Annotated in this window: 23 protein-coding genes and 2 pseudogenes; 14 read left to right on the forward strand and 11 right to left on the reverse strand. The window is 64.9% G+C overall.

The window, feature by feature from the left end; translation table 11 throughout:
- Positions 1–179: 179 nt before the first annotated feature.
- Both OC159_RS17200 and OC159_RS17205 read left to right on the forward strand, forming a co-directional pair.
- Positions 180–568: pseudogene (locus OC159_RS17200) on the forward strand (Mu transposase domain-containing protein); the annotation flags it as partial.
- A pseudogene (locus tag OC159_RS17205) lies at positions 567–977 on the forward strand (ATP-binding protein); the annotation flags it as partial. The pseudogenes OC159_RS17200 and OC159_RS17205, both read left to right, overlap by 2 nt.
- Positions 978–1,443: 466 nt before the next feature.
- On the opposite strand, the gene OC159_RS17210 reads toward OC159_RS17205, so the two are convergent.
- The 6 genes from OC159_RS17210 to OC159_RS17235 form a co-directional block, all read right to left on the reverse strand.
- On the reverse strand, positions 1,444–3,063 hold the full coding sequence (locus OC159_RS17210; RefSeq protein WP_456095340.1) for an ISL3 family transposase: 1,620 nt from the start codon (positions 3,061–3,063) through the stop codon (positions 1,444–1,446).
- A gap of 229 nt (positions 3,064–3,292) precedes the next feature.
- Entirely contained in the window at positions 3,293–5,533 is a 2,241-nt protein-coding gene (locus tag OC159_RS17215) for a hybrid sensor histidine kinase/response regulator (protein WP_265502432.1), read from the reverse strand.
- Complete coding sequence (locus tag OC159_RS17220) at positions 5,530–6,630, reverse strand: FIST N-terminal domain-containing protein (RefSeq protein ID WP_265502433.1); 1,101 nt, start codon at positions 6,628–6,630, stop codon at positions 5,530–5,532. Before OC159_RS17220 ends, OC159_RS17215 begins: the two co-directional genes overlap by 4 nt.
- Positions 6,631–6,694: 64 nt before the next feature.
- Positions 6,695–7,408, reverse strand: coding sequence for a response regulator (locus OC159_RS17225; protein ID WP_265502434.1), 714 nt, complete (start codon positions 7,406–7,408; stop codon positions 6,695–6,697).
- A gap of 167 nt (positions 7,409–7,575) precedes the next feature.
- On the reverse strand, positions 7,576–9,342 hold the full coding sequence (locus OC159_RS17230) for a PQQ-dependent methanol/ethanol family dehydrogenase (protein ID WP_265502436.1): 1,767 nt from the start codon (positions 9,340–9,342) through the stop codon (positions 7,576–7,578).
- A 138-nt stretch (positions 9,343–9,480) separates the two neighbouring features.
- Positions 9,481–10,026, reverse strand: a complete 546-nt coding sequence (locus tag OC159_RS17235) for a tetratricopeptide repeat protein (RefSeq protein WP_252930551.1) — start codon at positions 10,024–10,026, stop codon at positions 9,481–9,483.
- 126 nt (positions 10,027–10,152) lie between these two features.
- Here OC159_RS17235 and OC159_RS17240 point away from each other — a divergent pair, with 126 nt between their 5' ends.
- The 4 genes from OC159_RS17240 (at position 10,153) to OC159_RS17255 (ending at position 13,994) form a co-directional block, all read left to right on the forward strand.
- Positions 10,153–11,328, forward strand: a complete 1,176-nt coding sequence (locus OC159_RS17240) for an ABC transporter substrate-binding protein (protein ID WP_265502438.1) — start codon at positions 10,153–10,155, stop codon at positions 11,326–11,328.
- On the forward strand, positions 11,325–12,311 hold the full coding sequence (locus OC159_RS17245) for a YVTN family beta-propeller repeat protein (RefSeq protein ID WP_265502439.1): 987 nt from the start codon (positions 11,325–11,327) through the stop codon (positions 12,309–12,311). The genes OC159_RS17240 and OC159_RS17245 overlap by 4 nt, the downstream gene beginning before the upstream one ends.
- Before the next feature lie 88 nt (positions 12,312–12,399).
- On the forward strand, positions 12,400–13,089 hold the full coding sequence (gene pedF, locus OC159_RS17250) for a cytochrome c-550 PedF (protein ID WP_265502440.1): 690 nt from the start codon (positions 12,400–12,402) through the stop codon (positions 13,087–13,089).
- Between the two features lie 8 nt (positions 13,090–13,097).
- A complete protein-coding gene (locus tag OC159_RS17255) occupies positions 13,098–13,994 on the forward strand; it encodes a substrate-binding periplasmic protein (RefSeq protein ID WP_209057847.1) in 897 nt (298 codons plus the stop codon).
- A 28-nt stretch (positions 13,995–14,022) separates the two neighbouring features.
- On the opposite strand, the gene OC159_RS17260 is transcribed toward OC159_RS17255, so the two are convergent.
- Positions 14,023–14,907: an FAD:protein FMN transferase gene (locus OC159_RS17260; RefSeq protein ID WP_247740442.1), complete on the reverse strand. Its 885-nt coding sequence runs from the start codon at positions 14,905–14,907 to the stop codon at positions 14,023–14,025.
- Positions 14,904–16,958, reverse strand: coding sequence for a 4Fe-4S binding protein (locus tag OC159_RS17265; protein WP_265502441.1), 2,055 nt, complete (start codon positions 16,956–16,958; stop codon positions 14,904–14,906). The genes OC159_RS17260 and OC159_RS17265 overlap by 4 nt, the downstream gene beginning before the upstream one ends.
- A 202-nt stretch (positions 16,959–17,160) precedes the next feature.
- Here OC159_RS17265 and OC159_RS17270 point away from each other — a divergent pair, with 202 nt between their 5' ends.
- Positions 17,161–18,513: a DUF4123 domain-containing protein gene (locus OC159_RS17270; protein ID WP_265502442.1), complete on the forward strand. Its 1,353-nt coding sequence runs from the start codon at positions 17,161–17,163 to the stop codon at positions 18,511–18,513.
- Here OC159_RS17270 and OC159_RS17275 read toward each other — a convergent pair.
- A complete protein-coding gene (locus OC159_RS17275; protein WP_456095341.1) occupies positions 18,414–20,030 on the reverse strand; it encodes an ISL3 family transposase in 1,617 nt (538 codons plus the stop codon). The two genes, OC159_RS17270 and OC159_RS17275, sit on opposite strands and share 100 nt — an antisense overlap.
- A gap of 151 nt (positions 20,031–20,181) precedes the next feature.
- On the opposite strand from OC159_RS17275, the gene OC159_RS17280 reads away from it, so the two are divergent.
- From OC159_RS17280 to OC159_RS17290, 3 genes are all read left to right on the forward strand, one after another.
- Positions 20,182–21,177, forward strand: a complete 996-nt coding sequence (locus OC159_RS17280; protein ID WP_265502444.1) for a 4-hydroxyproline epimerase — start codon at positions 20,182–20,184, stop codon at positions 21,175–21,177.
- Between the two features lie 206 nt (positions 21,178–21,383).
- Positions 21,384–21,677 (forward strand): type II toxin-antitoxin system RelB family antitoxin, encoded by a 294-nt coding sequence (relB, locus tag OC159_RS17285; RefSeq protein ID WP_265502446.1) that lies wholly within the window; start codon positions 21,384–21,386, stop codon positions 21,675–21,677.
- A 6-nt stretch (positions 21,678–21,683) separates the two neighbouring features.
- The gene (locus OC159_RS17290) at positions 21,684–21,944 is read left to right on the forward strand and encodes a type II toxin-antitoxin system RelE/ParE family toxin (RefSeq protein WP_265502447.1); all 261 of its coding nucleotides are present in this window, start codon (positions 21,684–21,686) and stop codon (positions 21,942–21,944) included.
- Between the two features lie 329 nt (positions 21,945–22,273).
- Here OC159_RS17290 and OC159_RS17295 read toward each other — a convergent pair whose 3' ends face one another.
- Positions 22,274–22,417 (reverse strand): hypothetical protein, encoded by a 144-nt coding sequence (locus OC159_RS17295; RefSeq protein WP_265502448.1) that lies wholly within the window; start codon positions 22,415–22,417, stop codon positions 22,274–22,276.
- Between the two features lie 316 nt (positions 22,418–22,733).
- Here OC159_RS17295 and OC159_RS17300 point away from each other — a divergent pair, with 316 nt between their 5' ends.
- From OC159_RS17300 to arsH, 4 genes are read left to right on the forward strand one after another with little or no spacing between them, the layout of a single operon-like run.
- Entirely contained in the window at positions 22,734–23,099 is a 366-nt protein-coding gene (locus tag OC159_RS17300) for an ArsR/SmtB family transcription factor (protein ID WP_265502449.1), read from the forward strand.
- A gap of 3 nt (positions 23,100–23,102) precedes the next feature.
- On the forward strand, positions 23,103–23,528 hold the full coding sequence (arsC, locus tag OC159_RS17305; protein WP_265502450.1) for an arsenate reductase (glutaredoxin): 426 nt from the start codon (positions 23,103–23,105) through the stop codon (positions 23,526–23,528).
- Between the two features lie 17 nt (positions 23,529–23,545).
- Positions 23,546–24,622 carry an ACR3 family arsenite efflux transporter gene (gene arsB, locus OC159_RS17310; RefSeq protein WP_265502451.1) on the forward strand — a complete coding sequence of 359 codons (1,077 nt, stop codon included), beginning with the start codon at positions 23,546–23,548 and terminating at the stop codon, positions 24,620–24,622.
- Entirely contained in the window at positions 24,619–25,326 is a 708-nt protein-coding gene (gene arsH / locus OC159_RS17315; protein ID WP_265502452.1) for an arsenical resistance protein ArsH, read from the forward strand. Before arsB ends, arsH begins: the two co-directional genes overlap by 4 nt.
- A gap of 37 nt (positions 25,327–25,363) precedes the next feature.
- On the opposite strand, the gene OC159_RS17320 is transcribed toward arsH, so the two are convergent.
- Positions 25,364–25,507, reverse strand: a complete 144-nt coding sequence (locus OC159_RS17320; protein ID WP_265502453.1) for a hypothetical protein — start codon at positions 25,505–25,507, stop codon at positions 25,364–25,366.
- Positions 25,508–26,107: the final 600 nt, after the last annotated feature.

Raw genomic sequence — 26,107 nt, forward strand, 5'->3', positions numbered from 1 at the left:
AACGCGGCGCCGCGCAGGGCGAGCTTGCGGCCAATGTCGATCCGGCCGTCCTAGGCAAATTCATCAATACGGTCATGGAAGGCATGTCCGTTCAAGCGCGCGATGGCGCTACGATCAACGACCTGCTCTCCATCGCCAAAATGGCACTCGATCGATGGCCAGCTGCGGTGTGATGGTCGATCCAGGATCGCTACGGCCGCCCTGGCAAAGGCAACGACAAAGGGAATGTCGAAGGCCTGGTGGGTTATTGCCGCCGCAACTTCATGGTGCCGCTCCCCGAGTTCGCGACTTGGAGGCGTTCAACCTCTGGCTGGAAGAGCAATGCCGCAAGCGCCAGCACGATGTCCTGCGCGGCGAAAGCGAAACGATCGGCGAGCGGCTGCAACGCGATCTGGCTGCCATGCGCCCTCTCCCGATTGCCCCCTTCGATGCCTGCGACCAGGACACTGGCCGCGTCTCGTCCCAGTGTCTGGTGCGCTACAAGACCAACGACTATTCGGTGCCGGTCGCCTATGGTCATCAGGATGTCTGGATCCGGGCTTATGTCCACGACGTGGTGATCGGCTGCCCTTGGCCTCGGACTGGCAGCTTGCCAGAAGGGGCTCTCCGTGGGCTTCACCACCGCCGCGAGCCTGGTCAGTGAGATGATGGAGGCCCGCGACGAGCGCCGCCTGCTTCGCTTTCAAAAGCAAATGGCCGGTTACAAGCTGCTCATCATCGACGAACTGGGCTTCGTGCCGCTGTCCAAGACCGGTGCCGAATTGCTGTTCGAACTGATCTCGCACCGCTACGAGCGCGGCTCAACCCTGATCACCAGCAATCTGCCCTTCGATGAATGGACCGGGACCTTCGGCTCCGAGCGCCTCACCGGCGCACTGCTCGACCGGCTGACCCACCACGTCAGCATCCTCGAGATGAACGGCGAGAGCTATCGCCTCGCCAACAGCACTGCCCGAAAGCAGCAACAAAAGTCCTGAAATCAGATGGTGCTGTTTTGGCCACAAGGGGCCACTGCGCCATGGCACGCGCCAGCTATCTGGTAAGCGCGCGCGCCATGGCGCCGGTCACCGCCGCGTGGCCGGATTTTACTCCGCCGTTGACATGCGGGCTGTCACCTTCGCGATGGGGCTGAAAGCATTATGCGGAGACCCGGCCTTCGCGTTTCAAAGCCTTAAACCGAACGTAAGGCTCTTTTGCCTTGCCGCCATTGCAACCGCCCAATCACGACCACTCGTAAAGGCCGCGTTGTGCACCATGGACATCGACGACCATGCGCGGCTTGCCCTGCTACGAGCCTACGAAAACGAGCCCCGGTTGCTTGCAACCGTCGACCAGATAGCTCGGCGAATACGGCCACGCTCCGGCGCATTAAGCATCGAATCTCATATTTAATGGCAAGAAAATTCGGCAAACGCGCCGTGTCTCAGATTTAAGGGGTCATCCTCAATTTGTGTGGTGCAGAGGAAGCATTCGGGCCCTGAGCAAGTTCGGGCCGGCTCGCCCATACATCGCGCGCTTCAAGGTCTTCAATCGGTTGATCTGGCCTTCGGCTTGACCATTGCTCCACTCCATTTCAATCGCATTCCTGACCGCATCAATGTCTCTGTTCAAGGTTCGGGCGAACCGCACGATGGGCGCCAGGTCCGTTTCGATCGCATCGTCGATCCAGGCGGGCAGCGGGTCTGCTTTTCGACCACGCAAGATGCCATTGAAACGCATGGCGAGGCGCCGCATTGTTGTGAAGGCAGGCGAGCCTTCCTTGAGAACTTCGACTTTTCTCGCCTGTTCCAAGGTGAACTTTCCTCTTGGTTTGATGCAGAGTGCGGCCGCGATAACCGGGGAAATCGCGTGCCCGGTTTCCGAGTCCCGGACCGGTGCAAGGATCTGATCTTCCTTGATGGGTCCCTCCTGTTCCTGTTTTTCGGCTCTGCGCCATCCGGCCAAGAGCCGCTGCAAGTTTGACAGGCTGCCCTCGTAACCACGTTCTTGGATCAAAGGGAGCAGTGCATTGCCGCTGCGAATACCGTTCTCCCAGCGTTGCTTCAGGTACTCTTCAAAATACCATGCAGACGAGCGTTTGAGGACCGCGCGCTTTCGGTCCGGTGGCGTCTCGAACTGCAGCCATTTCGCGACGCTACGTCGGGGAAACCCCGTCCTCCGCCCGATCTCGCTGCACGTCAGCCCTTGCTGCCGAAGTGCCGAAATGGTCCTGAAAATCTCTTCTCGGGATTTGCGATGGGCAAGACGTGATTTCAGAAGGTTCTGAGCTGTGCTGATGTTGTCTGCATCGGAGAGTAAGGCCCTGCCAGTTGCACGACCGTGCAGGTTCATTTGCTCCTCGATTGCCATGCGAAGGTTCTGCACGATATGAAACCGGTCGGCGACCTGTTCCGCCTGCGGCGCTCCTTTTCGGGCGGCTTGGGCGTAGAGACCGCAGCGATCCCGGCTTATGACTTCCACCTCAGGATGACGCCTTAGCCAGGCGGTGCATGTGACGACATCACGATCTTCGAGAACATCGATGACGGCGCGACGCTCGAGGTCGATGATGATCGTCCCGTAGTTCTGCGACTTTCGCCAACTCCAATCATCGATCCCGATGATCCGTGCGCGTGGTGGAACAACTTGAGCTGCGCGTAGCAACTGTCGGAGAATAGTATCGTCACTGACCCGGATACCCAGTCGCCGCAAGAGCCGTTCAGCTGGGGTGCCGCCAGCGGCGTGCGCCACATGGCCTAAGAGTTGCGCCTGTCGAGACGTCCGGCGCGCATAAGGGGTCGCCACCGCCGCCTCGCGATCGGAGAACGTGCGGCGGCGGCAATCCGAGTTCAAACATCGCCATCGACAAACCCTGAGCTCGATCCAAACCGCTTGGCCCTGAGCAGGAAAATCCTCGATCCGCCGGCACCTCCAACCATGTCGCTGTCTTGAGGGCGTCCCGCACTCAGGGCAGGTGCCATTCGGAGCCAGTCTGCCAGATACGACCCATGCACCCGTCTCAGACTGGCGGACCTCACCAACCTCCACGTTGGCGGTTGGAGCCCAATGCTTCTTCGATACCACGGCCTGATCCCTTCAATCTGTGAAGCTCGGTCAGACCGTGACACACAAATTGAGGATGACCCGATTTAAAGGCAACGCGACATATGTATATCTAGCATTGGAATCTGCCGGGTTTCCAGACGCAAGCGGTAGTAAAAGTTCGGGTTTTCGCCCCGGTTTGCGCCGCGTAAATTGACCCCCATGGCCGGGGGCGGCGTCCTTTCAGCGGCCATGGCCGGTCGCCCGACGTTCAGATGTTCAGAAACTTATAGGCCACCCGCGCCAGCGTTTCGGGGGTGATGGGCTTGTAAAGCAATTCGACGGATTGCCGCGCCGCCTGCTGGGCCAGCGCCTCGGATCGTTCCGCCGTCATCAGGCATTTCGCCGGCCGGCCCGGCAACAGCGGTTCCATCGCGGCCAGACAGGCCAGCCCGTCCATCCCCGCGCCCAGCCGGTAATCGACAAGGCACAGATCGGGTTCGACCCCGGTATCCCGCAACAGCGCCAGCGCATCCTCGCCCGAGGGCACGTCCAGCACGTTGATGCCCCATTGTTCCAGCAATTGCGACAGGGCCAGCGTGACCTCGGCATCGTTCTCGACGATCAGCGCGGTCATGTCGATGATCTCGTCGGGCGCTGCGGGGGCGGGGGCGCTGCGGTGCAGCCGGTGATCGCCCTGCCGGGTCGAGGCCAGCTCGACCGAAAAGGTCGAGCCACAGCCCGGCGCCGATCGCAGGTCCAGCCGGTGGCCCAGCAGCGATGCGGCGCGTTCGACGATGGCCAGCCCCAGCCCCAGCCCCTCGGCGGCGCTGGCCTTGGCATCCAGACGTTTGAATTCCTTGAAGATATCCTGCTGGTCGCCGGCGGCGATGCCGCGCCCGGTATCGCGCACCTGGATCAGCTGGCGGTCGGGCCGGCGGCGGGCGGTGACCAGAACCCGGCCCCGATCGGTATAGCGGATCGCATTCGAGATCAGGTTCGCCAGAATCCGCCGCAGATAGATGCGGTCGGACACCACCGTCGCATGGGCCGGGCGGATGATCAGCTCGATCCCCTTTGCCTCGGCGACCGGGGTGAATTCGTCGCGCAACTGGTCGAACAGTGGCCGCAGCGAGATCGGCTCGATCGTCAGCGCCGCCTGACCGACCTCGAGCCGCGAGATATCCAGCAGGGCGCCCAGCAGGCCGCTGACCGAATCGAGCGAGCGCTGCACGTTTTCCAGCTTGGCCCGCTGCTGCGGCGGGGCCACGTCCTCGATCAGCGACCCGACATAGAGCGTGGCCGCCGACAGCGGCTGCATCAGGTCATGGCCCACCGCCGCGACGAAACGGATGCGGGACGCATTGGCCCGTTCGGCGCTGGCCAGCGCGTCTTGCAGTTCCAGCGTGCGTTCGATGACCCGCGCTTCCAGCGTTTCATTGGCGCGGCGGATGGCCAGCATCGTATTGCGTTCTTCGGTGATGTCGTCGATCGACATCACGAAGCCACCATCGGGAATTTCCTGCGCATAGATGGCCAGCGCGCGGCCGCCGCCATCGCGGGTCACCTCGACCTTGAAACTGTCCTTGCGGCGGACCGAGCGCACCCAGTCGACCAGCCGGTTGACCCCCTGATGGGTCGGGAATGACAGTTGCGCGCGCAAGTGATGCAACAGGTCATCGACCAGCAGACCGGCGCGCAGCCGGGCACGCGGGATCGCCAGCATCTCGCCCAGACGGGCATTCCAGCCGATCAGCCGCAGCCGCGCGTCAAAGATGCACACCCCCAGCGGCACATGGTCCAGCGTTGCCTGCAACACGGCGGTCTGGTCATCCAGCAGCCGTCCGCGCTCGGCCCGCTCGCTGAGGATCAGGTCGGTCACGTCGGTTTGCAGGATCGCGGTGCTGCCGTCGCTGGTGCGCTGTTCGGACACCTGCACCCAGCGGCCGTCGGCCATGCCCTGGGTCAGGATGAAATGGCGTTCGCTGTGGCGCTTCTTGCGCATCTCGATCCAGCCGTCGCGCGTCATGCCCGGCGGGATGACGAGATGGCGCGAACTGGCGACGAGGTGCAGATAGTCGTCAAAGCCAAGACCCGGCCGCAGCCGGTCGACGATATCGGGCAGCAGCGCGTTGAAACGGGCATTGCACAGGATCAGCCGGTCCTGCGGATCGAACAGGGCAAAGCCTTCCTGAATGGTTTCGATCGCCGCCGACAGGTTCTGCCGCGCCAGTTCCTTTTCGCGGAATGCATCGGCCAGTTGCGCATTCGACGCGTTCAGCAGGTCGAGCGCGCGTTCCAGATCGCGGGTGCGGGCGCGGACCTCGTCCTCCAGCACGGCGGCGCGTTGAAACTGGGCATAGCCGGCGCCGCTGTCCTCGGGCAGGTCCTCGACATGGCGGATCAGCGCCTGGGTGATGCGCACCAGCTTTTCATGGCGCCGATCCGGGCTGTCGCCGGGCGCCATCATCCGTTCGACATCGGTCGGCAGATCCGTGCGCGCGCCGGTCATGGGGTGCCGTCCGGCCCGTAAAAGGCGATCCCGGTCAGCGTCTGGTTGACATGCATAGTGCCGATCTGTTCGCCATAGGTGGAAAAGCCCGTGACGCGGTTTTCGGCCAGGATGCGGCTGACCTCGGTCGTCTGCTGCATGCTTTCGGCAGCGATCCGGCGAAAGATACAGTCAAAGCCCAGCACCATCCGGGGCGTGCGGTCGCGCCGCAGATCACGCATGACGCCGCCCAGATGCGCGGCCAGATCGCTCTCGGCCGACAGGGTCAGGACCATGCCCTCGGCCACGGCGCCAAAGAAGACCAGCGAATCTTCCGGCCCGACATGGCGGATGGCGCGGACATGGTGGCGACCGCCGGCGCGGACCAGAACCGGGCGGGTGGCGAAGATTTCGGGCCCGAGGCTGTCGACCGGGCGGTCCAGCAGCCGCGCATATTCGCGCGCCGCCGGTTCGTCATTGATGCGCAGCACGGCGCGGTTGACCGGATCGGCGCTGGTCACCACCATCTGGGTGCGCGACGGGCAGGTCGCGTCAAAGGAAAACACCCGGAACGGCGCCCGCGCACGCAGCAGGCAAAGGACCGCCGCGCGGGTGCGGATCTTGCCATCGGCAAAGACATGGGTGCGCACCAGCTGGCGGTCGTCGCCGGCCGATCCGCCCACCGTCGGCATCGGCCCCAGCCCACCGGCCAGTGCGGCGATCAGCTGTTCTTCATGGCCCGACAGCCCGTCAACCATCAGGATCGCCAGCTCATGCGCGAAATCCCCGCGGCGGCGGTGCAGCGCCTGCCGCGCACGGCGCAGCCGGGCGATGACGTCGCGGCTGTCGACCGCATCGACCGGGTCGATCAGCACGGTTTCGGCGGCAAAGCCGGCGGCGGGAAAGCCGACCGCGACCAGATGCCCGTCGGCATAGCCGGTTTCGCAGATTTCGCCTGCCGTGGTGCAGCCGGCGATTTCGCTGCGCGGGAAGGTCTCGGTCGCGCGGGCCAGGATCGCGTCCATGTCAGCGGCGCGGGCGGCAAACAGGATGATCAGCGCAAAGGGGCCGGGCCCAAGCGCGGCGGCCAGCCGCGCCACCGGGTCGGGATCATCCATCGGCACGGATGCGCGGCACGGGGCCAGCACGTCTTTCGCGCCCTCGCTGCCGGGGGGTGGCGGGTTAAGTGTTTCCTCCGGCATCATTCAACAGCCCCGTCATCTTCGCGTCCCGCGCCATCAGCACCGCCTGCGTTCGCGAGGTGACGCCCATCTTGCGCATGATCGCGGTGACATGCGCCTTGACGGTTGTTTCCGCTATGGCGAGCTCATGCGCAATCTGCTTGTTCATCTTGCCCTCGCAGATCAGGTCAAGAATCCGCGCCTGCTGATTGGTCAGTTGCGACAGCCGGCGGATCGCGGTGTCGCGCCCGGATGGCGGCATCGCGTCCAGTTCTTCGTCAGTGGGCAGGTCGGGGGCATAGATTTCCCCCGCCGCCAGCGCCTGAAAGGCGGCCTTGAACACCTCGCGGCGGGAATGTTTCGGCACGAAGCCCGCGGCCCCGGCGGCCAGCGACGCCCGCACGACCCGCGTTTCATTGACCGATGTGACAAGCAGGATCGGCGTCTGCGGCGCGATCCGGCGCAGCGTGATCAATCCTTCCAGCCCGTCGACATCGGGCAGGTTCAGGTCCAGCAGCACGACATCGAAACTGCCGCCATCGGTCAGCATCCCGGCCGCCTGCGTCAGGTTCTCGGCATGCAGGACGGTTTCGATCCCCGACACCGATTGCAGCGTCATGGCCAGCGCGTCACCGAACAGCGGGTGATCCTCGATGATCAGCGCGGTGCGAAAGGCGGCATCGGCCTCGGGTGTCGGAATTGCGCTGGTCGCCATGGCAGGCCCTTTGGGTTGGAGGGATGGGTGACGTTTAGTCTAGGTTGTGTCGTGCGCTGCGCCGAGCCGTAAATTGGTCGAACATGCGGCCTCGGGATGGGGCGCGATGACGAAAGGGACGCGAACCGCCGGCCCGCGCCCCTGACGATGCCACTGGCAAGCGCCTGTCAGTTGGCCGCCAGCTGCTTGGGCAGCTTGAAGGTCCAGACGGTGCCGCCCTGGTTCAGATAGTTGACCTTCTTGGCGACCTCGCCGCCCCACAGCGGCACGGCGCCGCCCCAGCCCGAGACGATCGAGACATATTGCTCGCCATCCTGTTCCCAGGTGATCGGCTGGCCGACGATGCCCGACCCGGTCTGGAACGACCACAGGATTTCGCCCGTGGCGTCATCCAGCGCCATGAAGTCACCCTCGGGGTTGCCCATGAAGACCAGGCCGCCGGCGGTGGTCATCACGCCGCCCCACAGGGGTGCGTCGTTCTTGTATTCCCATTTCACTTCGCCGGTATTGGGGTCGATCGCCTTCAGGCTGCCGATATGGTCGTCGAAGATCGGCTTGATGGTAAAGCCCGCGCCCAGATAGGCCGCGCCCTTCTTGAAGCTGATCGGTTCGTTCCAGATGTCCATGCCCCATTCGTTCGAGGGCACATAGAACAGTTCGGTCGACTGGCTATAGGCCATCGGCATCCAGTTCTTGCCGCCGAGGAAGGACGGCACCGCAAAGACCTGCTGGCCCTTGCCGCCTTCGGCGGCCTCATTGGCGGCGCCGGGGCGGTTGTCTTCGTTATAGATCGGCCGGCCCGTGTCATCGATGCCGGATGCCCAGCTGATGTTCTGAACAAAGGGCCAGGCGTTGACATAGGCGCCATCCTGACGGTTCAGGACATAGAAATAGCCGTTCCGGTCGGCGGTGGCGAAACGCTGGTTGCCGTCCTTGTCGACAAAGGGCACGACCTCGTTCACGCCGTCGAAATCCCAGCCTTCGCGCGGGGTGGACTGGAAATGCCACTTGATCTCGCCAGTGGCGGGGTCGATCCCCAGACGCGACGCGGCATAGAGGTTGTCGCCCTTGTTGCCTTCAACGGGTTCGCCGGCGCCGCGCAGGTGGCTGTTCCAGGGCGACGGGTTGCCGGTGCCAAAGACCAGCGTGTTGGTGTCCTTGTCATAGGACCCGCCCAGCCAGGTCGCCCCGCCGCCGGTCTTCCACATGTCGCCCGGCCAGGTGGCGTTCAATTCGCCGGTCATGGTGCTTTCCGCGCCGTTCAGCGTGCCCATGTGCCCTTCGATCACCGGGCGCGTCCAGACGGTTTCGCCGGTTTCGGCATCGCGGGCCTGAACCTCGCCGACGACGCCGAATTCACCGCCGGAATTGCCGGTGATCACCAGCCCGTTCACGATCAGCGGTGCGGCGGTATAGGAATAGCCTTCCTTGTAATCGGCGATCTTCTTGTTCCATTTCACGTCGCCGGTCTTCAGGTCCAGCGCGACGATCCGCGCGTCCAGCGTGCCGAAATAGAAATTGTCGCCAAAGATCGCGCCGCCGCGATTGACCACGTCACAGCAGGGCAGGATCCCTTCGGGCAGGCGGGCGTCATATTGCCAGACTTCCTTGCCGGTCTTCAGGTCGACCGCATAGACGCGGGAATAGGACCCGGTGACATACATCATCCCGTCATGGATCAGCGGCTGGCTTTCCTGGCCGCGCTGCTTTTCGCCGCCAAAGGAAAAGGCCCAGGCGGGCACGAGGTTCTGGACATTGTCCTTGTTCAGGGTGGTCAGCGGGCTGAAACGCTGAAGGTCGCGGCCCATGCCGTTGGTCAGCACGTCGCCCGTCGATGCCTGGTCATTGGCCAGGTCTTCCTCGGTGACGGCGGCGCCGGCCGCCGTGGCGATGCCGGTCATTGCCAGGACCGTCGCCAGCACGAATCTGTTCATGTTCTCTCCTCCGCTTGGTGTCGGCCTCTCTTTGTGCCGAACCGGCCCGAGGCGTCTGGCGGTGAGTATGCGGATCGCCCCGCCGCGCCGTATATTGTCCATTGGTCGAATGGGTCGGCGTGGTGGGGGCGGGCGGCGTCAGAACAGGTTCTGATAGCGCCATTCATCCGCGTCGGGCGTGACCGCGCGGGGGTCGTAATCGGCGGCCTGCAGATCGCGCGCCGTTGTCAGGCCCTGCTGCGCCGCGCCGTCGATCATGCGCCGGCCGGCCTCGGGATCGCGCGCGACGCCGTGGCCGCGCAGCAGGTCCAGCCCCCGGTTCAGCATCCCGACCGGATCGCCGGCATCGGCCGCGCGGCGATCCCATTCGGCGGCGCGGGCCGAATCCTGCGGCCCGCCCAGCCCGTTTTCATCCATCTGCCCCATCCAGGTCATCGCCCCGGTCCAGCCATCATCGGCGCAGCGTTCGAACAGGGTCCGGGCCGGGCCGTGGCGGCCGCTTTTGGTGATGTAATAGCCGGCGGCGCAATTCGTCATCGTGGTTTGCCCGCGTTCGATGTCGCGCATGACGCGCTGCCAGGTCATCTCGTCGGGGTTCAGGTCGCCAAGCTGATCGGCGTCCTGCGCGGCGGCGGGCAGCGCGCAAAGGGCCGCAAGCGCAGCCCCGCAGATGATCCGAATCATTTCCCATCCTCCGCCGGTTGCCAGACGGCTGAAGATAGCACCGCGCCCCGCGGTCCGGGCTTGGACCATGGTCGTATTTTCGCGGCCGGCCAATTTTCCCAGACTTCGGCGAAAGGGGGACTTTGCATGTTTCGATGGCTGTCCGCGCCGCTTGCCTGCATTGTCGTCGCAGGCAACGCGGCGAGTGCCGAACAGGTGCGCATCGACCTGATCGAGCGGCAGGTGACGCCGCCGCCGATCCTGTCGAACCTGATCGCGCCGCCGCCCGATCTGGGCGTGGCCGGCGCCCGTGTCGCGCTGTCCGATATCGCCACGACGGGCCGCTTTCTGGGCCATGAATACCGGCTGAACGAAACCATCGTCGCGCCGGATGACGATTTTCTGGCGGCGGCACGCGCCGCCCTGGCGGATGGGGCGCGGCTGCTGGTGGTCAAGGCGCCGCCGGCCGATCTGCTGGCGCTGGCCGATCTGCCCGATGCCGCCGGTGCGGTGATCTTCAACACCGCGGCCCCCGATGACAGCCTGCGCGGGGATGATTGCCGCGCGAATGTCCTGCACACCACGCCCAGCCTGTCGATGCGGGCCGATGCGCTGTCGCAATTCGCGTTGAAAAAGCAATGGACCGATCTGGCGATGGTCCATGGACCGAACCCCGAAGACGCCGCCTTTGCCGATGCGATCCGCGCCTCGCTGACGAAATTCGGGATCGGGCTGAAGGGCGAGGCGGACTGGAAATTCGATGCCGACATGCGCCGTGTCGCCTCGGCCGAGGTGCCGCTGTTCACCCAGGACCTGCCCGAACATGACATGCTGATCGTGGCCGATGAACGCGGCGATTTCGGCCGCTATATCGCCTATAACACCTGGCAGGCGCGGCCCCTTGCCGGGTCCGAAGGGATCATGCCGCGCGGCTGGTCGCCGGTGGTCGAAAACTGGGGCGCGGCGCAGTTGCAAGGCCGGTTCCGGGACGCCGCGCATCGCGACATGCTGGTGCAGGATTTCGGCGCCTGGGCCGCCGTCGCCGCGATTGGCGAGGCCGTGACCCGCGCCGGGACCGCCGATCCTGGCGCCTTGCGCGACTATATCCTGTCGGATCAGTTCCGGCTGGCCGGGTTCCTCGGCACGCCCCTGTCGTTCCGCGGATGGGACGGCCAGATGCGCCAGCCGATCCCGCTGGTCACGGAACGCGCCGTCGTCAATGTCGCGCCGCTGGAAGGTTTCCTGCACCAGCGGTCCGAACTCGACACGCTGGGCACCGACCTGCCCACCACCACCTGCACCAAATTCGGAGTTGCCCGATGACGCCCCGCCGCTGCCTGCTTGCGCTGTCCACGTCGCTGACGCTGGCCCTGACCCTGGCCGGCCCGGCCCTTGCCGATGAAATCTGGGTCACCAATGAACTGGACGACACGATCAGCGTCATCGATGTCGACACGCTGGCGGTCACCGCGACCTATCCGACCGGCCAGCGCCCGCGCGGCGTCACCTTTTCGCGCGATATCAGCAGGCTCTATATCTGCGCGTCGGATTCGAATGCGGTGCAGGTGATGGATCCGGAAACCGGCGAGATCCTGCATGATCTGCCATCGGGCGCCGATCCCGAACAATTCGTCATCTCGCCCGATGACCGGCTGCTTTACATCGCGAATGAAGACGACGCGATCACCACCGTCGTCGATACCGAAAGCCGCAAGGTCGTCGCCCAGATCGATGTCGGGATCGAACCCGAAGGGATGGGGATATCCCCCGATGGCAAGATCCAGATCACCACGTCCGAGACGACGAACATGGCGCATTGGATCGACACCGAAACCCAGCAGATCATCGCCAATACGCTGGTCGATTCGCGGCCGCGCCACGCGGAATTCAGCCCCGATGGCAAGGAATTATGGGTCAGCGCCGAGGTCGGCGGCACGGTCAGCATCTTTGATGTCGCGACCCAGGCCGAACTGGCCAAGATCAGCTTTGCACTGCCGAATATCCGCCCCGAAAAGCTGCAGCCCGTGGGGATGCGCTTTTCGCCCGACGGGGCGCGGGTCTTTGTCGCGCTGGGGCCGGCCGACCATATCGCGGTGGTCGATGTCGCGACGCGCGCGGTGACGGATTACATCCTCGTCGGGCGCCGGGTCTGGCATCTGGCGTTTTCGCCCGACAACACGAAACTGTTCACGACCAATGGCGTATCGGGCGATGTTACGGTGATCGACGTCGCTTCGCTGACCCCGGTCAAGACGATCAAGGTGGGGCGTTTTCCCTGGGGCGCCTCGGCCCGGCCGACCGACTGAAAAGTCGCATCGACCAAGGTCGAATTGCCGCGCATGCAGCACGGATCGACACTGAACCACGCCGCGAACGGGACAGGAGGAACCGCCCATGACGACCAAGTTTCACAAATCCCTGCTGGCCGCCATCGCCGCCGGGTGCATCGCCGTGCCGGTTCAGATCATGGCCCATGGCGATGTCGCGCCGCAGCCGATGAACACCGATGCGCTGCCCGAGGTGGGCGAGGAATGGCTGACCGAAAACCCCTATCGGGCCGAGGCGGCGGGCGACGAGGTCTGGCTGACCGCGGTGAAAATCGGCGATTCCGGCTATAACCAGAACTGCGCGCGCTGCCATGGCCTTGGCGCCGTGTCGGGCGGGCTGGCGCCCGACCTGCGTTTCCTTGAGGCCGAGGAATATGGCGATGAATGGTTCATCGAACGGTTCCGCCACGGCTATACTCAGGATGGCACGACCAAGATGCCGGCCTTTGGCGATGTGCTGGGCCAAAAGGCCGCTTGGGCGATCCGCACCTATATCGAAACCCGCCCCGAAGATGGCGCGCTGGACGCGGCCTCGGACCGGCTGCATGAAATTCGGGACGTTCTGACCAAGGGCGAAGGCGATCCGGCCGCCCTGAAGACCGAGTTGACGGAAATCGCAACGGGCGTGGTCACCGCATCGGGCGCCCCGGTCGCCGACAGCGCCGTGTCGCGCGCCGCTGCCGCGCTGACCGATGATCCGGCATCCGGGAAACATGCCGCCGAATTGCTGACGATCGGGCTTTCCGCATCGAACTGAGGGATGTGATGGGATCAGGTTTTCCGATTGCGGGCGCGGCCCTGCTGGTCTTTCTGGCCGGGGCCGCGCCCGGTTTTGCATCCTGCGCCGGCGTGGCGCCCGATCAGCGCCAGCAGAACAGCTTTCCGCAGGATATCGGCCGCACGCTGGACCGGATCACCGACGAGGGCTGGATCGAGATCGCGGTCTATGAAGATTTCCCGCCCTGGTCCTATCTGGCCAATGGCCAGCCGGCCGGGATCGATGTCGATCTGGCGCGGCTGATCGGCGGCGATCTGGGCGTCGAGACCCGGATCCGCATGGTCCAGGCGGGCGAGACGCTGGACCAGGACCTGCTGAACTATGTCTACAAGGGCGCGGCGGTGGGCGGGCATGTGTCGAACCTGTTCCTGCATGCGCCCTATGACGTGGATTATGCCTGCCGTTTCGATCAGGTCGTCTTCACCGGCATCTATGCCGAGGAACATCTGGCGATCGCCTATGCACGCGCCGAATACCCCGAAAAGCCGCCTGTTCCGGCCTTTTTCCGTTACGACACGGTGGGGGTCGAAAACGATTCCATCTCGGATTTCTTCCTGACCGGGCTGGTCGGGGCGGCGGGCGACAAGGTGCATCGCTATCCCAATGTCGCGCAGGCGATGGCGGCCCTGGTGGCGGGGGACGTGATGGCGGTGATGGGCCCGCGCGCCCAGCTGGAAGCCGGCGCGACGGACGCCATCGGCATCCATGAGCCGCCCTTTCTGGGGCTGGAACGGTCGAAATGGACGCTGGGGCTGGCCCTGTCGACCCAGCACCGGCCGCTGGGCTATGCGGTGGATGACATCATCGGCGCGGCCATTGCCGACGGGCGGATGGAACGGATCTTTGCCGATCATGGCGTGACCTATCTGCCGGCGGTGCGCTGAAACGGGGGCAGGCCGGGGGCGGGGCGCGTCAGAGCGTCGTCAGGTTGCCATCGAAATCGACCAGCCGCACCGGGCCGGTGTCCAGCCGCCGGGCGGCGGCGGCGATGGCCGGGCGATCCATCAGCACAAAGGCCGTCGATGCCGCATCGGCCAGCGCGGCTGTTCCTGCCTCGACCGACACCGTGGACCAGCGCGGGCGCTGGCCTGCCGGGCCGATGATATGGCTCTGCCCGCCCGGAAAGACCAGCGCGCCGGGCGATGATGTCGCGATGGCCCGCCCCGCGCGCAGCGTCAGCCGCCCCAGAACCCCGGCGTCGGGATCGGCCAGTTCCAGCGCGAAATCGCCGCCAATGGCGCGGGTTTCGCCCAGATCGACCAGAATATCGCCAAGGCCGCGGTCCGCCAGCAGCGCGGCGGCGCGGTCGGTCGCGATCCCCTGGGCGATGCCGTTCAGCGTCACGGCCTGACCCTGCGCCAGCCGCAGGTCGCGCCCGTCGCGCACCAGCCCGCCAAGCGGCGTCAGGGGCCCGGGCGCCGCGCCACCGGCCAGCGCCTGCCACAGGACCTGGACCCCGGGGTCAAAGACGCCGCCGGTCGCGCCATGCACCCGCCGGGCCAGCGTCACGGCATCCAGCAGATCATCCGACGCGGTGACGCGGCCGTTGCGGTTCAGGCGCGTCACCTCGGAATCGCGGAACAGCGAAAACACCGCCTCGATGCGCCCGATCATGGCGCGCAGATCGGCCAGCACCCTGTCCGGCGCGGCGCCGCCCCGGATCACGATGCGCGCATCCGCGCCCAGCGCCTGGCCGCGCCATTCGGCCGCCGCCGCCTTCGCCGCCACCGTCGCCGCCGCCGGGCCGGCGACCAGCGCCCCGGCGGTGATCGTCAGAAAGCGCCTGCGCCCGATCATGCCGCCATCCTCCGGCCGCGCGCCTTCAGGATCAAGGGCACGCACTGGCCCGGGTCGTCATGGATCTTGACGCAGTCAAGGCACTGGAAACATTCGGAATAGCGGATTTCGCCCTTGGGCGCGATGGCGTCATATTTGCAGCGCACGCGGCACAGCTGGCAGGGGCTGCCGCAGGCCGCGCGGCGCGGGATCCAGCGGCGCAGGCGCAGCACCCCGCCGATCCGCATCAGGGCGCCAAGCGGGCAGATCGACCGGCAGAACCCCTTGAACCAGACCATCGACACCGCCAGCCAGCCGCCCGCCCACAGCACATAGGGCCAGGGGCGGTCGAAATGCATGGTGATGGCGGTCTTGAACGGCTCGATCTCGGCCACGGTTTCGGCGTGGTCGGGGGCGATAAAGACGACCGCAATCAGACCGGCCAGCGCCACCGGCCCGGTCCACAGCAAGGCGCGGCCGAGGCTGCGCGGCGGTTCCCATTCCGGCAGCCCCAGCCGCCGCCCGGCGTGATGGCCGAATTCCTGCATCGCCCCAAAGGGGCACAGCCAGCCGCAGAACAGCCCGCGCCCCCACAGGACGAAACCAATGATCGCCGCCGCCCAGACCATCAGCGAGAACGGATCATAGAGCAGCACCGCCAGCCCGCCGCCCTGCGTCACCCCGCGGATCACCGCAAGCGGCGTGACGATCGACAATTGCCCCTGACCCCAGAACCCGACAAAGCCGATCACGGCCGCCAGGATTGTCAGCCGGATGGCGGTGAAACGCCGCTGCCGCGCCAGCCAGCTTTGCCGCATCAGCGCGGCGCCCAGCCCCAGCAGCCCCGCCGCCAGCAGGATCAGGTCCAGCCGCCGGTTGCGCAGCGCATCGACCCAGGGCGCGGTCTGCACCGGCGCGGCGGCCGCCAGAAAGAAGCGTTCCGGCAGGCCCATGGCCAGATCGAAATCGCGGATGCCGGTTTCGGGTTGGAACATGCCGTGTTCGCGCTGCGCATGCAGCACCAGCGACCAGTCGCGGCTCGGGTCAAAGCCCAGTCGCCGGTCCAGCCGCACCACCATGATCGTCGCATCCTGCAACGCATCAGGCAGGTCCGGGTGCAGCTCGGCCAGGATATCGGCATCGCGCAGTGCCAGCGGCAGCCCGTCCTGCACCGCGCCGATCCGGTCGGGGGCGGTATTGCGGATGAAATCGGGGCCGACCAGCCCGTGCCGCCCGGCCTCGATCAGCAGGATCATCTCATCATCCGGGGCCAGCGTGGTCAGCCGCCGGACCTCGGCCAGGGTGGCGGGGGCAAGGACGGCGGCGGCAATCGCCGGCGGGCCGATATCGACGGCGAACAGGTCCAGATAGGCGCCGTCCGGGTCGGCCGCGGCATCCGGGTCGTCATCGGCCCATTGCGTGCCGGCAAAGGCGGCATCGGCATCGGCATTGCTGACCAGCAGGTGCCGCGCCAGCCCCTGCGCCAGCATCGCATTCCAGTCCAGCGCTTCGGCGTGATCGGGATCGGGGCGCGGCGGGGGGCCGGCGCTGATCCCCTTCATCTTTTCGCGCGCCACGGCTAGGGCGGAGGCGAGGATCGATTCATGCGCGATCCGGACGCTGGCCGTGGCCTTGGTGACGCCGTCGAGGTAGACCAGATCGCCCCCCGCCTGATCGCCATAGGGGCTGCCGACGACCAGCGCCTGATTGATCGAATGGCCGCGATATTGCGACAGGAACTGGCGCAGCGGTGCCTCGCCCAGACCGGACACGAAGATCGGCTCGTTATGGGCCAGCAGCCGCACGTCGATGAACGTGCCCTCAAGATCCAGCAGCACCAGCATGTTGATCGGCTGTCCGGAAAAGCCGGGCAGGGGCGCCAGCGGGCCGGTTTCAAACACATAGCCCGCATCGCCGCCGCCCGAATTCGTCAGCCCCCAGACGCCCTTGTCGTTCAACGGCTCGCCCAGCGCATAGGGCGCCGCGATCATGTCGCCAAGCGCCGCGCGCGTCAGCGGTTCGGCGTGCAGGGGGGCGGCCCAGAACAGGATCAGCAACATCAGCCAGCGCATGGGGGCAGACTAGCGCCGCCGCGCCGCTCATAAATGCGACCAAAGTCGACCGCGTGCCGGTCGGGGCGCGGTCCGGCGGCCGCGACCGCTAGCCCCGCATCAGCATCGCGCGAAAGCCGGACCAAGGGCCAAAAGCCCGTGGCCAGAAATGGTTGCGCGCGCGCGGGAAGGCGTGAATGCTGTGCATAGGGATGGTGTTGTCGTGAACGAGTCGCAGTCAGATTTCTGGATTCTACCGCCCGGCAGGGTTGATGCCGAACCGGGGCAGGGCGCGCGCCCGGTTTCCGGCCCCCTGCCGATGGTGGCGGCTGCGCCGCAGACCCGGTTCGCGGTGACGCGGATCGACGCTGTCACCCCGCTCGACGATCAGCTTGGCATCGACCCGAAGCGCGGCTGGCCGGCGGCGCTCGACCCGTTTTTCGCGTCGGATCGCGGGCGGCATTGCTATGTGTTGCTCGATGCGGCCGAGGGTGACGGGCTGACCGAGCTGCTGGACGGCTCCGGGCTGGACCATGTCTGTCTGTATCAAGGCGCCGCCCTGTATGAGCTGGGCGAGGTCGCGCCCTGGCTGGTGCGGCTGGAGCCCGGCAGCAGCTTTGCCCGGATGCTGCTGACGCGCGGGCGGTCGCCGGCCAGCATGTGGGGGCGGTTTGGTGGCCTGTATCTGCGGACCGATGCCGGACTGGGCGATCTGCGGGCCCATCTGCGGCGGCGGCTGCGGGTGCAGGACGCATCGGGCAAGGCCTATTATCTGCGCTTCTGGGACAGGCGGCTGATCGCGGAACTGGCGCGGTTGCAGGGCGATTCTGCCGATATCCTGCGGGCGCTGTTCGATGGCCGCGATCTGCGCATCGACGCGCTGGCCCGCGATCTGGGCGAGGGCAATTTCGCCATCATTGCACGCCAGAATGGCGGGGATGCCGGCATGGCGGCGCCGGCAGCAGCGGCCACCGCCAGCCGCGCGGATCTGACGCTGCCGGCGGTGCTGCGCGCGGTGCGGGCATCGGCGCAGACGACCTGTGTGCAGGTGGTCACCGACGGGCTGATGCGGTCGATCCCGCGGCATCTGCGGATGCTGGATGTCCGGCGCGCCGAGGTCGAACGGCTGGTCGTGCAGGTCGCGGCCGATGCGCGCGGCTTTGGCGTCACTGGGCGGGCAGCGATCGGCAAGCTGGCCGCCGCATCGGCCTTTCTGGGCTATCGGATGCTGTATGATCCGCGGCTGGCACGGCTTTGCGCGCCCTGGCTGCCGGTGCGCGCGCCGCTGTCGGATCTCGCGTCGGTCACCCGGATGATCGAGGGTATCGCCGAATGGCGTAACAAGCAGGGGCTGGTCGGCGATCTGGCGCAACAACTGGCTGCCATCGGCCAGACCGGGCCGGACCCGGCGCGCAGCGACGGCGGGGCGCAGGGGATTATGGCCGACTGTCGCGTAGCCTTTAAATCGGCTCTGCCTCAATCTGTGTGGCGGAGGGGCAGCATTCTTGCCCTCAACAGTTCTGGCCCGGCTCGGCCGTACATGGCGCGTTTGAGGGTCTTCAGACGATTAATCTGACCTTCTGCTTGGCCGTTGCTCCAGGGCATCTCGATAGCGTTTTTTACCGCATCGAAATCCCGGTTCAATGTGCGTGCGAAGCGCACGATGGGCGCCAGGTCGGTTTCGATCGCGTCGTCGATCCATGCAGGGAGCGGGTCTGCCTCGCGGCCACGCAGGATACCGTTGAACCGCATGACGAGGCAGCGCATCGTTGCGAAGGCGGGAGAGCGAGCCTTGAGCGCGTCGACTTTCCGCGCCTGATCCGGGGTGAGTTTTCCGCGGGGTTTGATACACAGCGCTGCCGCGATGACCGGGGAGATCGCGTGCCCCGTTTCCGGGTCCCGGACCGGTTCCAGGATCTGGTGCTCCAAGGCAGGGCCCTTCGCTTGCTTTTCGGCTCTGCGCCACCCCGCCAGCAGCCGCTGCAAATGCGTCGGGCTCCCCTCGTAGCCACGCTCTCGGATCAGACGGAACAGGGCGCTTCCAGTTCGAATTCCGCCCTTCCAGCTTTGGCTCAGGAACTCTTCAAAGTACCACGGCGAAGTCGGCTTCAAAGCTGCCCGCCTGCGGTCCGGCGGCATCTCGAACTGCAGCCATTTCGCGATGCTGCGACGAGGGAACCCTGTTCGCCGCCCAATCTCGCTGCAGGTAAGCCCCTGATTTCGAAGCGCATGGATGGTGGTGAAAATCTCTTCCCGAGACGTCCTGTGCGCAAGGCGGGACTTCAGAAGGCTTCCCTCTGCGGTGATATTGTCGGCGTCGGACAGCAGCGCCCTGCCGGTCGCACGGCCGTGAAGGTTCATCTGCTCCTCGATAGCCTGCCGCAGGTTCTGCACGATATGAAACCGGTCGGCGACCTGTTCCGCTTGCGGCGCGCCTTGCCGGGCAGCCTGGGCGTAGAGACCGCAGCGATCTCTGCTGATCACTTCCACCTCGGGATGTCGTTTCAGCCAGTCGGTGCAGGTGACCACATCACGATCTTCGAGAACATCGATGACCGCGCGACGCTCCAGATCGACGATGATCGTGCCGTAGGTCTGCGACTTCCGCCAGCTCCAGTCGTCGATCCCGATGACGGTCGGCGGCTCGGCAGTGTCTTGAGCACGGTTCTTCAGCTGCCTAAGCACCGTGTCATCACTGACCCCAAGGCCCAAGCGGTGCAAGAGCCGCTCGGCAGGCCGCCCGCCGGTCGCGTGCCCAAGATGGCTGACAATTTCCCCGACACGCGAAGTGCGCCGCGCAAAAGGACGCGCAATCGAGCCGATCTGGTCCGAGAAAGTCCGGCGCGGGCAGGCGGGTGCCAAACATCGCCAACGGCAAACCCAGAGGGTTACCGTAACCCCGTCACCATGGGCGGGATAATCCTGCAGCCGCCTACGCCGCCAGCCGTGACGACGTCGCGATTGCAATCCACAGTCTGGGCAGATGCCGTTTGGTGTCAGACTGCCGGATACAGTCCACCCGCCGGAATCGCGCCGCTCAACGCTTTGAACGGAAACATCGCTACCGGGCGACCAGTGCTTCGTTGAAATCATCATTATCCCTCCTGAATCTTCCCGTTCTCAGGATAGTGCGCCACACAGATTGAGGCAGAGCCGCTGAAGAACCGAACGACGGGGCCAGTCGTGACCCTTTCCACCTCATGGCCATGCCTTTCAACCGGCAGAGGCCGAAGAAAGGACCGCTATGAGAAAGACCTTCTTCTGCATCGACTCGCATGCCTGCGGGAACCCGGTCCGCGTGGTCGCCGCTGGCGGCCCGCTGCTGCCGCATCTGCCCGTAGCCGAACGCCGCGCCCTCTTCGTGCGGGACCACGACTGGATTCGCACCGCCCTGATGTTCGAGCCGCGCGGCCATGACGTGATGTCGGGGGCGATCTTCTATCCCCCGTATCGCGAAGACTGCGACGTGGCCGTGGTCTTTATCGAGGTCAGCGGCTGCTTGCCCATGTGCGGGGCAGGCACCATCGGCCTTTCCACCGTGCTGATCGAGGAAGGATTGGTCACACCCCGCGTGCCCGGCACTCTGTCGCTGGAAACGCCCGCAGGCCGCGTGGACGTGACCTACCGAACGGAGGGCGACAAGGTGGCCGAGGTGCGGCTGTTCAACTTCCCGAGCTATCTGCATGCCGCCGATGTGAGGGTGGACGTGCCGGGCGTCGGTCCCCTGACGGTGGACATCGCCTATGGCGGCAACTTCTATGCCGTGGTCGAGCCGCAGGAAAACTGGCCGGGGCTCGACATCGGATCCTCGGCCATTGTCGCGCTGTCCCAGAAGCTGCGGACGGCTTTGGCCGATGTCATCGATGCGGTTCACCCCGAGAACGACCGCATCCGGGGCGTGCATCACGCGATCTGGTGCGACAATGCGCCCAAGGGCGAGGCTGACGGGCGCGGGGCGGTCTTTTACGGCGAAAAGGCCATCGACCGCTCGCCCGGCGGCACCGGAACCTCGGCCCGGATGGCACAGCTGCATGGCAAGGGCCGGCTCGCAGTCGGCGGTCGGTATCGCAACGAAAGCCTGATTGGCACGATCTTCGACGGCCATATCGAAGACGAGGTCGCCATTGGATCCTTCACCGGCATCCGGCCCAGCCTGGGTGCCTGGGCGCGCATTATCGGCCACAACACGATCTTCGTCGATGACCGTGATCCGCTGTTCAAGGGCTTTCAGATCGGCTGAGTGGCGCCGAGATGCCAGTTGAACCGCTCCGCCTCTGAAGGACACCAGGATCCCCGTGGCGCAGTTTGCCAAGCGGCTGAACGTGAACCGGGCCACGTTCTACGCCTTCTTTCCACGGGCAAGGACGAAGAACCTCCCATCGGCAGGGGGGACTTGATTGAATCTCAATTGAGATACACATTGTTTCCTGAACAGGAGGACACGCCATGCCCGCCCAGACTTCGATGCTCCATGTCCGCGTCGACAATCATCTCAAAGCACAAGCGGCCGAGGCCCTGTCCGGTGTCGGCCTGACGCTGTCGGATGCCGTGCGCATCTTGCTGACCCGCGTTGCCGCCGAGGGCGGTCTGCCTGTCGGCCTGACAGCAGACCCGGACGCCCATGACGCCTGGTTCCGTGCCAAGGTGCAGGAGGCCATGGCCGATCCTCGTCCGACCACCCCCCATGACCAGGTAATGCAGGAAGCTCGTGCCCTGATCCACGGGAAGCGGCGTGCCTGAACTTGAATGGAAGGCTTTGGCAATCGCGGACCTGCTGGCGATTGTCGATTACTCTCGGACGACAACCCGGATGCCGCTCTTTCCCTGATGGACGAGATCCAGGGTAAGGTGGCGCAACTCCCGGCCCATCCGAAACGCTGCCGTCCTGGCCGAGTGGAGGGCACACGGGAACTGGTGGTCCGGCCCAATTACATTGTGGTCTATACCGAGACCGTGTTGGCAGTGACGGTGCTGCGCGTCCTTCATGCAGCGCAGATGTGGCCCTGAGCCGGGCAGGGTGAGCTCAAGGGCGTACGTGACCGTAACCTTCTATTCCGATGGCCTTACGGGAAACATGTCTTCGCCACCTCGGTGCAGCCTGACATGATGGCGGCGGCATAGCCATCGGACGTTCAGCGGTTCGTCGTAGCGGTCGTGATGGGCATCTACCGCGTCGCTGCTGCACACCTCGCAACTCTGTTTCTGCAGCGCGCCCGAGACAAGCGCCCGCTGCACTGCCAGGTGGGCCCTATACTTGGCCAGGTTGGAACGGCGCCAGTTCGACTGACGGGTTTCGCTCCTGAGCGCCGGCTGGCGAGGGGTCATTGGATTTTCCGTCATTGAATCAGCGCCTGGCTTGTCAGAGCCAGCGACAGCCTTGGCAGCGGCCCTGTGCTCACAAGGACTTCCTTTCGAACCGCGAGGTCGCGCTTGTCCGCACGACAACACACATCGCCAATCAGCAGGGATTTCATATCCATCTGTAACACATGACGCCCCTTCACTGCAAAGCATGTCGGACCAATCATATGAGACCCGGGCCATGGCGGATCTCGGAGCCTGGGCAGGGAAATCGGTGCCGACGCTCCCCCGCGGCATGGTGCCCTCTGAGCCATCCCCATTCGGACGCTACAGGAAAAGGTTTCGGAGCGGCGAGCCGCAGAGCTGGCGCCGCATGTGCAATGCGGGACTTAGCTCACGTTCGCTGCGTCGGCGCAATAACGACCTATTCTGAAGTTTCTTGACCTTCGAAGAAATCTTGCTCAACTACTCATCATTAATTGAGGAGTTGATTCGATGAATGAACCTCAAGCTCTCGCTGCCTTTGCCGCCCTATCGCAGGAGACACGGCTGCGCGTCGTGCGCCTGCTAGTTCAAGCCGGACCGGAGGGCATGGCCGCAGGCGCAATCGGCGAAGCCCTCGGCGGCGCGACCACCTCTCGGTTGTCGTTCCACCTGACCCATCTCGAACATGCCGGTCTGATCCAGTCTCGGCGGGACGGGCGCTATATCATCTACAGCGCCGTCTATTCCGCCTTGGCCGGGCTTATCGGTTTCCTCTTGGAGGATTGCTGTCAGGGCCATCCCGAGATCTGCGCACCCGCTATCGCAGCGTTGAACTGTGCCGGCGGCTGCGAACCTAGCCAAACCGAAAGCGCCTGACCCATGGATATCGTCATTTACCACAACCCGGACTGTGGAACGTCTCGCAATACGCTGGCGATGATCCGCAACGCCGGCATTGAGCCGCATGTCATTGAGTATCTGAAGTCGCCACCCTCACGCACGATGCTGGAGCAGCTGATCACGCGTATGGGGATCATGCCCCGCGACCTACTCCGCGAGAAAGGCACGCCCTATGCCGAGCTTGGCCTTGACGAGCCATCCTTGTCCGATGCGGCGCTGCTCGATGCGATGATGGCGCACCCGATCCTGATCAACCGCCCCATCGTGGTCAGCCCGACAGGCGTGCGGCTCTGCCGTCCCTCGGAAACCGTGCTGGATCTGCTGCCGCCGCAACAATCAGCCTTCAGCAAGGAGGACGGCGAGCAGGTCGTTGATGCCCAAGGCAACCGCGCGCCTTCTGCCTGAACAAGGGAAACATCGCCATGCCCGCCACCCGCCCGGCCCGCCGGCTTTCCTTTCTCGACCGCTACCTGACGCTGTGGATCTTTGCGGCGATGGCGCTTGGCATTGCGCTTGGCACCATCTTCACCAGCCTGCCGGATGCCCTGCATGGAATGTCGGTCGGCTCGACCAACATACCCATCGCCATCGGCCTCATCTTGATGATGTATCCGCCCTTGGCAAAGGTGCGCTACGAGGAGCTGCACCAAGTCTTTGCCGACAAGCGCGTGCTGGTGCTGTCGCTGATCCAGAACTGGATCATCGGGCCTGTGCTGATGTTCGTGCTAGCGGCGATCTTCCTGCGCGACAGCCCGGAATACATGACTGGCCTGATCCTGATCGGCCTGGCCCGGTGCATTGCCATGGTGCTGGTCTGGAACCAGCTGGCGCGGGGCGACAACCAGTATGTCGCGGGACTGGTGGCCTTCAACTCGATCTTCCAGATCCTGTTCTTTTCCACCTATGCCTGGCTGTTCCTGACGGTGCTGCCGCCACTGTTCGGCCTGGAAGGCAGCGTCATCGACGTGAGCTTCTGGACCGTGACCGAGGCCGTGCTGATCTATCTGGGCCTGCCCTTCCTGGCCGGGTTCCTGACGCGGCGCATCCTGATCGCCCGGCGCGGCGAGGACTGGTATCAGGACGTCTTTCTGCCCAGGATCAGCCCGATCACGCTGGCGGCGCTGCTGTTCACCATTGTGGCGATGTTCAGCCTGAAAGGCGGGGACGTGGTGCGCCTGCCGCTCGATGCGCTGCGGATCGCCGTGCCGCTGGTGCTGTATTTCGCCATCCAGTTCCTGGTCAGCTTCGCCATGGGTCGGCTGGTCGCCAAGGACTACCCCCGCACCACGGCCATCGCCTTCACCGCCGCCGGCAACAACTTCGAACTTGCGATTGCCGTGGCCATCGCAGCTTACGGCCTGGCCTCTCCCGTGGCCTTTGCCGCCGTGATTGGTCCGCTGGTCGAAGTGCCGGTGCTGATCCTCTTGGTGAACGTTGCCCTGCGGCTTGGCAGCCGCTGGTTCCCCGAAGATGCCGCCCTGAAGGAGGCCCGCGCATGATCCCCGACCTGCCAAACCTGTCACCCGATGCACTGCGCCAGCCATCCCTGCCCACGGTCCCACGCAGAACCCACCCCCCGCGCATCCTGCTGCTCTACGGCTCGCTGCGGGAACGCTCCTACAGCCGCTTCGCCACGCTGGAAGCCGAGCGCCTCTTGCGCCACTTCGGCTGCGAGACGCGCGTCTTCCATGCCAATGGCCTGCCGCTGCCCGACGATGCCGAGACTTCGCATCCCAAGGTGCAAGAATTGCGCGAGCTGTGCCTGTGGTCCGAGGGGCAAGTCTGGACCAGTCCGGAGCGCCACGGCGCCATGACCGGCGTGATGAAGTCCCAGATCGACTGGATCCCGCTGTCGATGGGGGCGATCCGGCCGACCCAAGGCCGCACCCTGGCGCTGATGCAGGTTTCCGGCGGCTCACAAAGCTTCAATGCGCTAAACCAGATGCGTGTTCTCGGCCGCTGGATGCGGATGGTCACGATCCCGAACCAGTCCTCGGTCGCCAAGGCCTATGACGAATTCGATGATGCCGGCCGAATGCGCCCGTCGAGCTACTACGACCGCATCGTTGATGTCATGGAAGAGCTGGTGAAGTTCACGCTGCTGACCCGCGACCTGTCGGGCTTCCTGACCGACCGATACAGCGAGCGGAAGGAAGCGGCGGCAAAGCTTGAAGCACGGGTGAACCTGAAGGCTGCAACCTAACGGTCGCGTCTCTGCTGCTGCGGCTGCAAAGTCGGAGCTACGCTGCGGAGTGGACGAACGGCAACTGAGGGCTCTTCGCGTCGATCTCTTGGCTTTGCTGAACGTCGGCTTGTACCGTTAATCGCAAATGCCAAGCCAGGTTCTGCTCAATGGTGGAAACCCGCGCATAGCCGATCTTCATGGCCGAGGGCGAGTTCAGTAAGAAAAGTCGTCAAGAGAAGCTATAAACTTCCTTAGTTTTCTTTACCGAATAGATTCACTGGCAATCGGCGAGTTTTGCAACAAACAGCGTGGCCCGCGGCCTTGGGCAGCCAACCCTCCATTTTCTTTACTCCCGCTACTGGTGATAGGCGATGAGGCATCCGGCGCTTGTTTCGCCTCTGACAAACCACCGCTATCGCATCCTTGAACTGTATTTGTACAAAAGCCTCTCCCTTGCGGAGTCGCCCGCAACGAGCGGGGCAAGCCGCGTCTGCCAGACTGCCTAGTTCGGCTTGCCCGCAATCTTGCAAGCCGGTGCTCCCGACTCTCTGTTGCGGCCATTCACCGGAAGCTGCAGGAGCGCGCCATCTCGAAAAGGCATTGCCCTCTAAGCTACTCGTCTGTGCTGGATCAATGATGACGAACTTGGCCCAGGCAGTTGACTGCTGGGCATGGCGGCTGAGCTACTCCCCGATCCTTGGACAGTTTTCCGGCTGATTTAAGCTACTGCCTGCGCCTGCTGATCGGTTTCGATGGTGTTGAAGTAAACCACGGCAGGCGGCTGCCCGCCATGGGCGGT

It is taken from the genome of Paracoccus beibuensis (assembly GCF_026162625.1).
GTDB lineage: Bacteria > Pseudomonadota > Alphaproteobacteria > Rhodobacterales > Rhodobacteraceae > Paracoccus > Paracoccus beibuensis.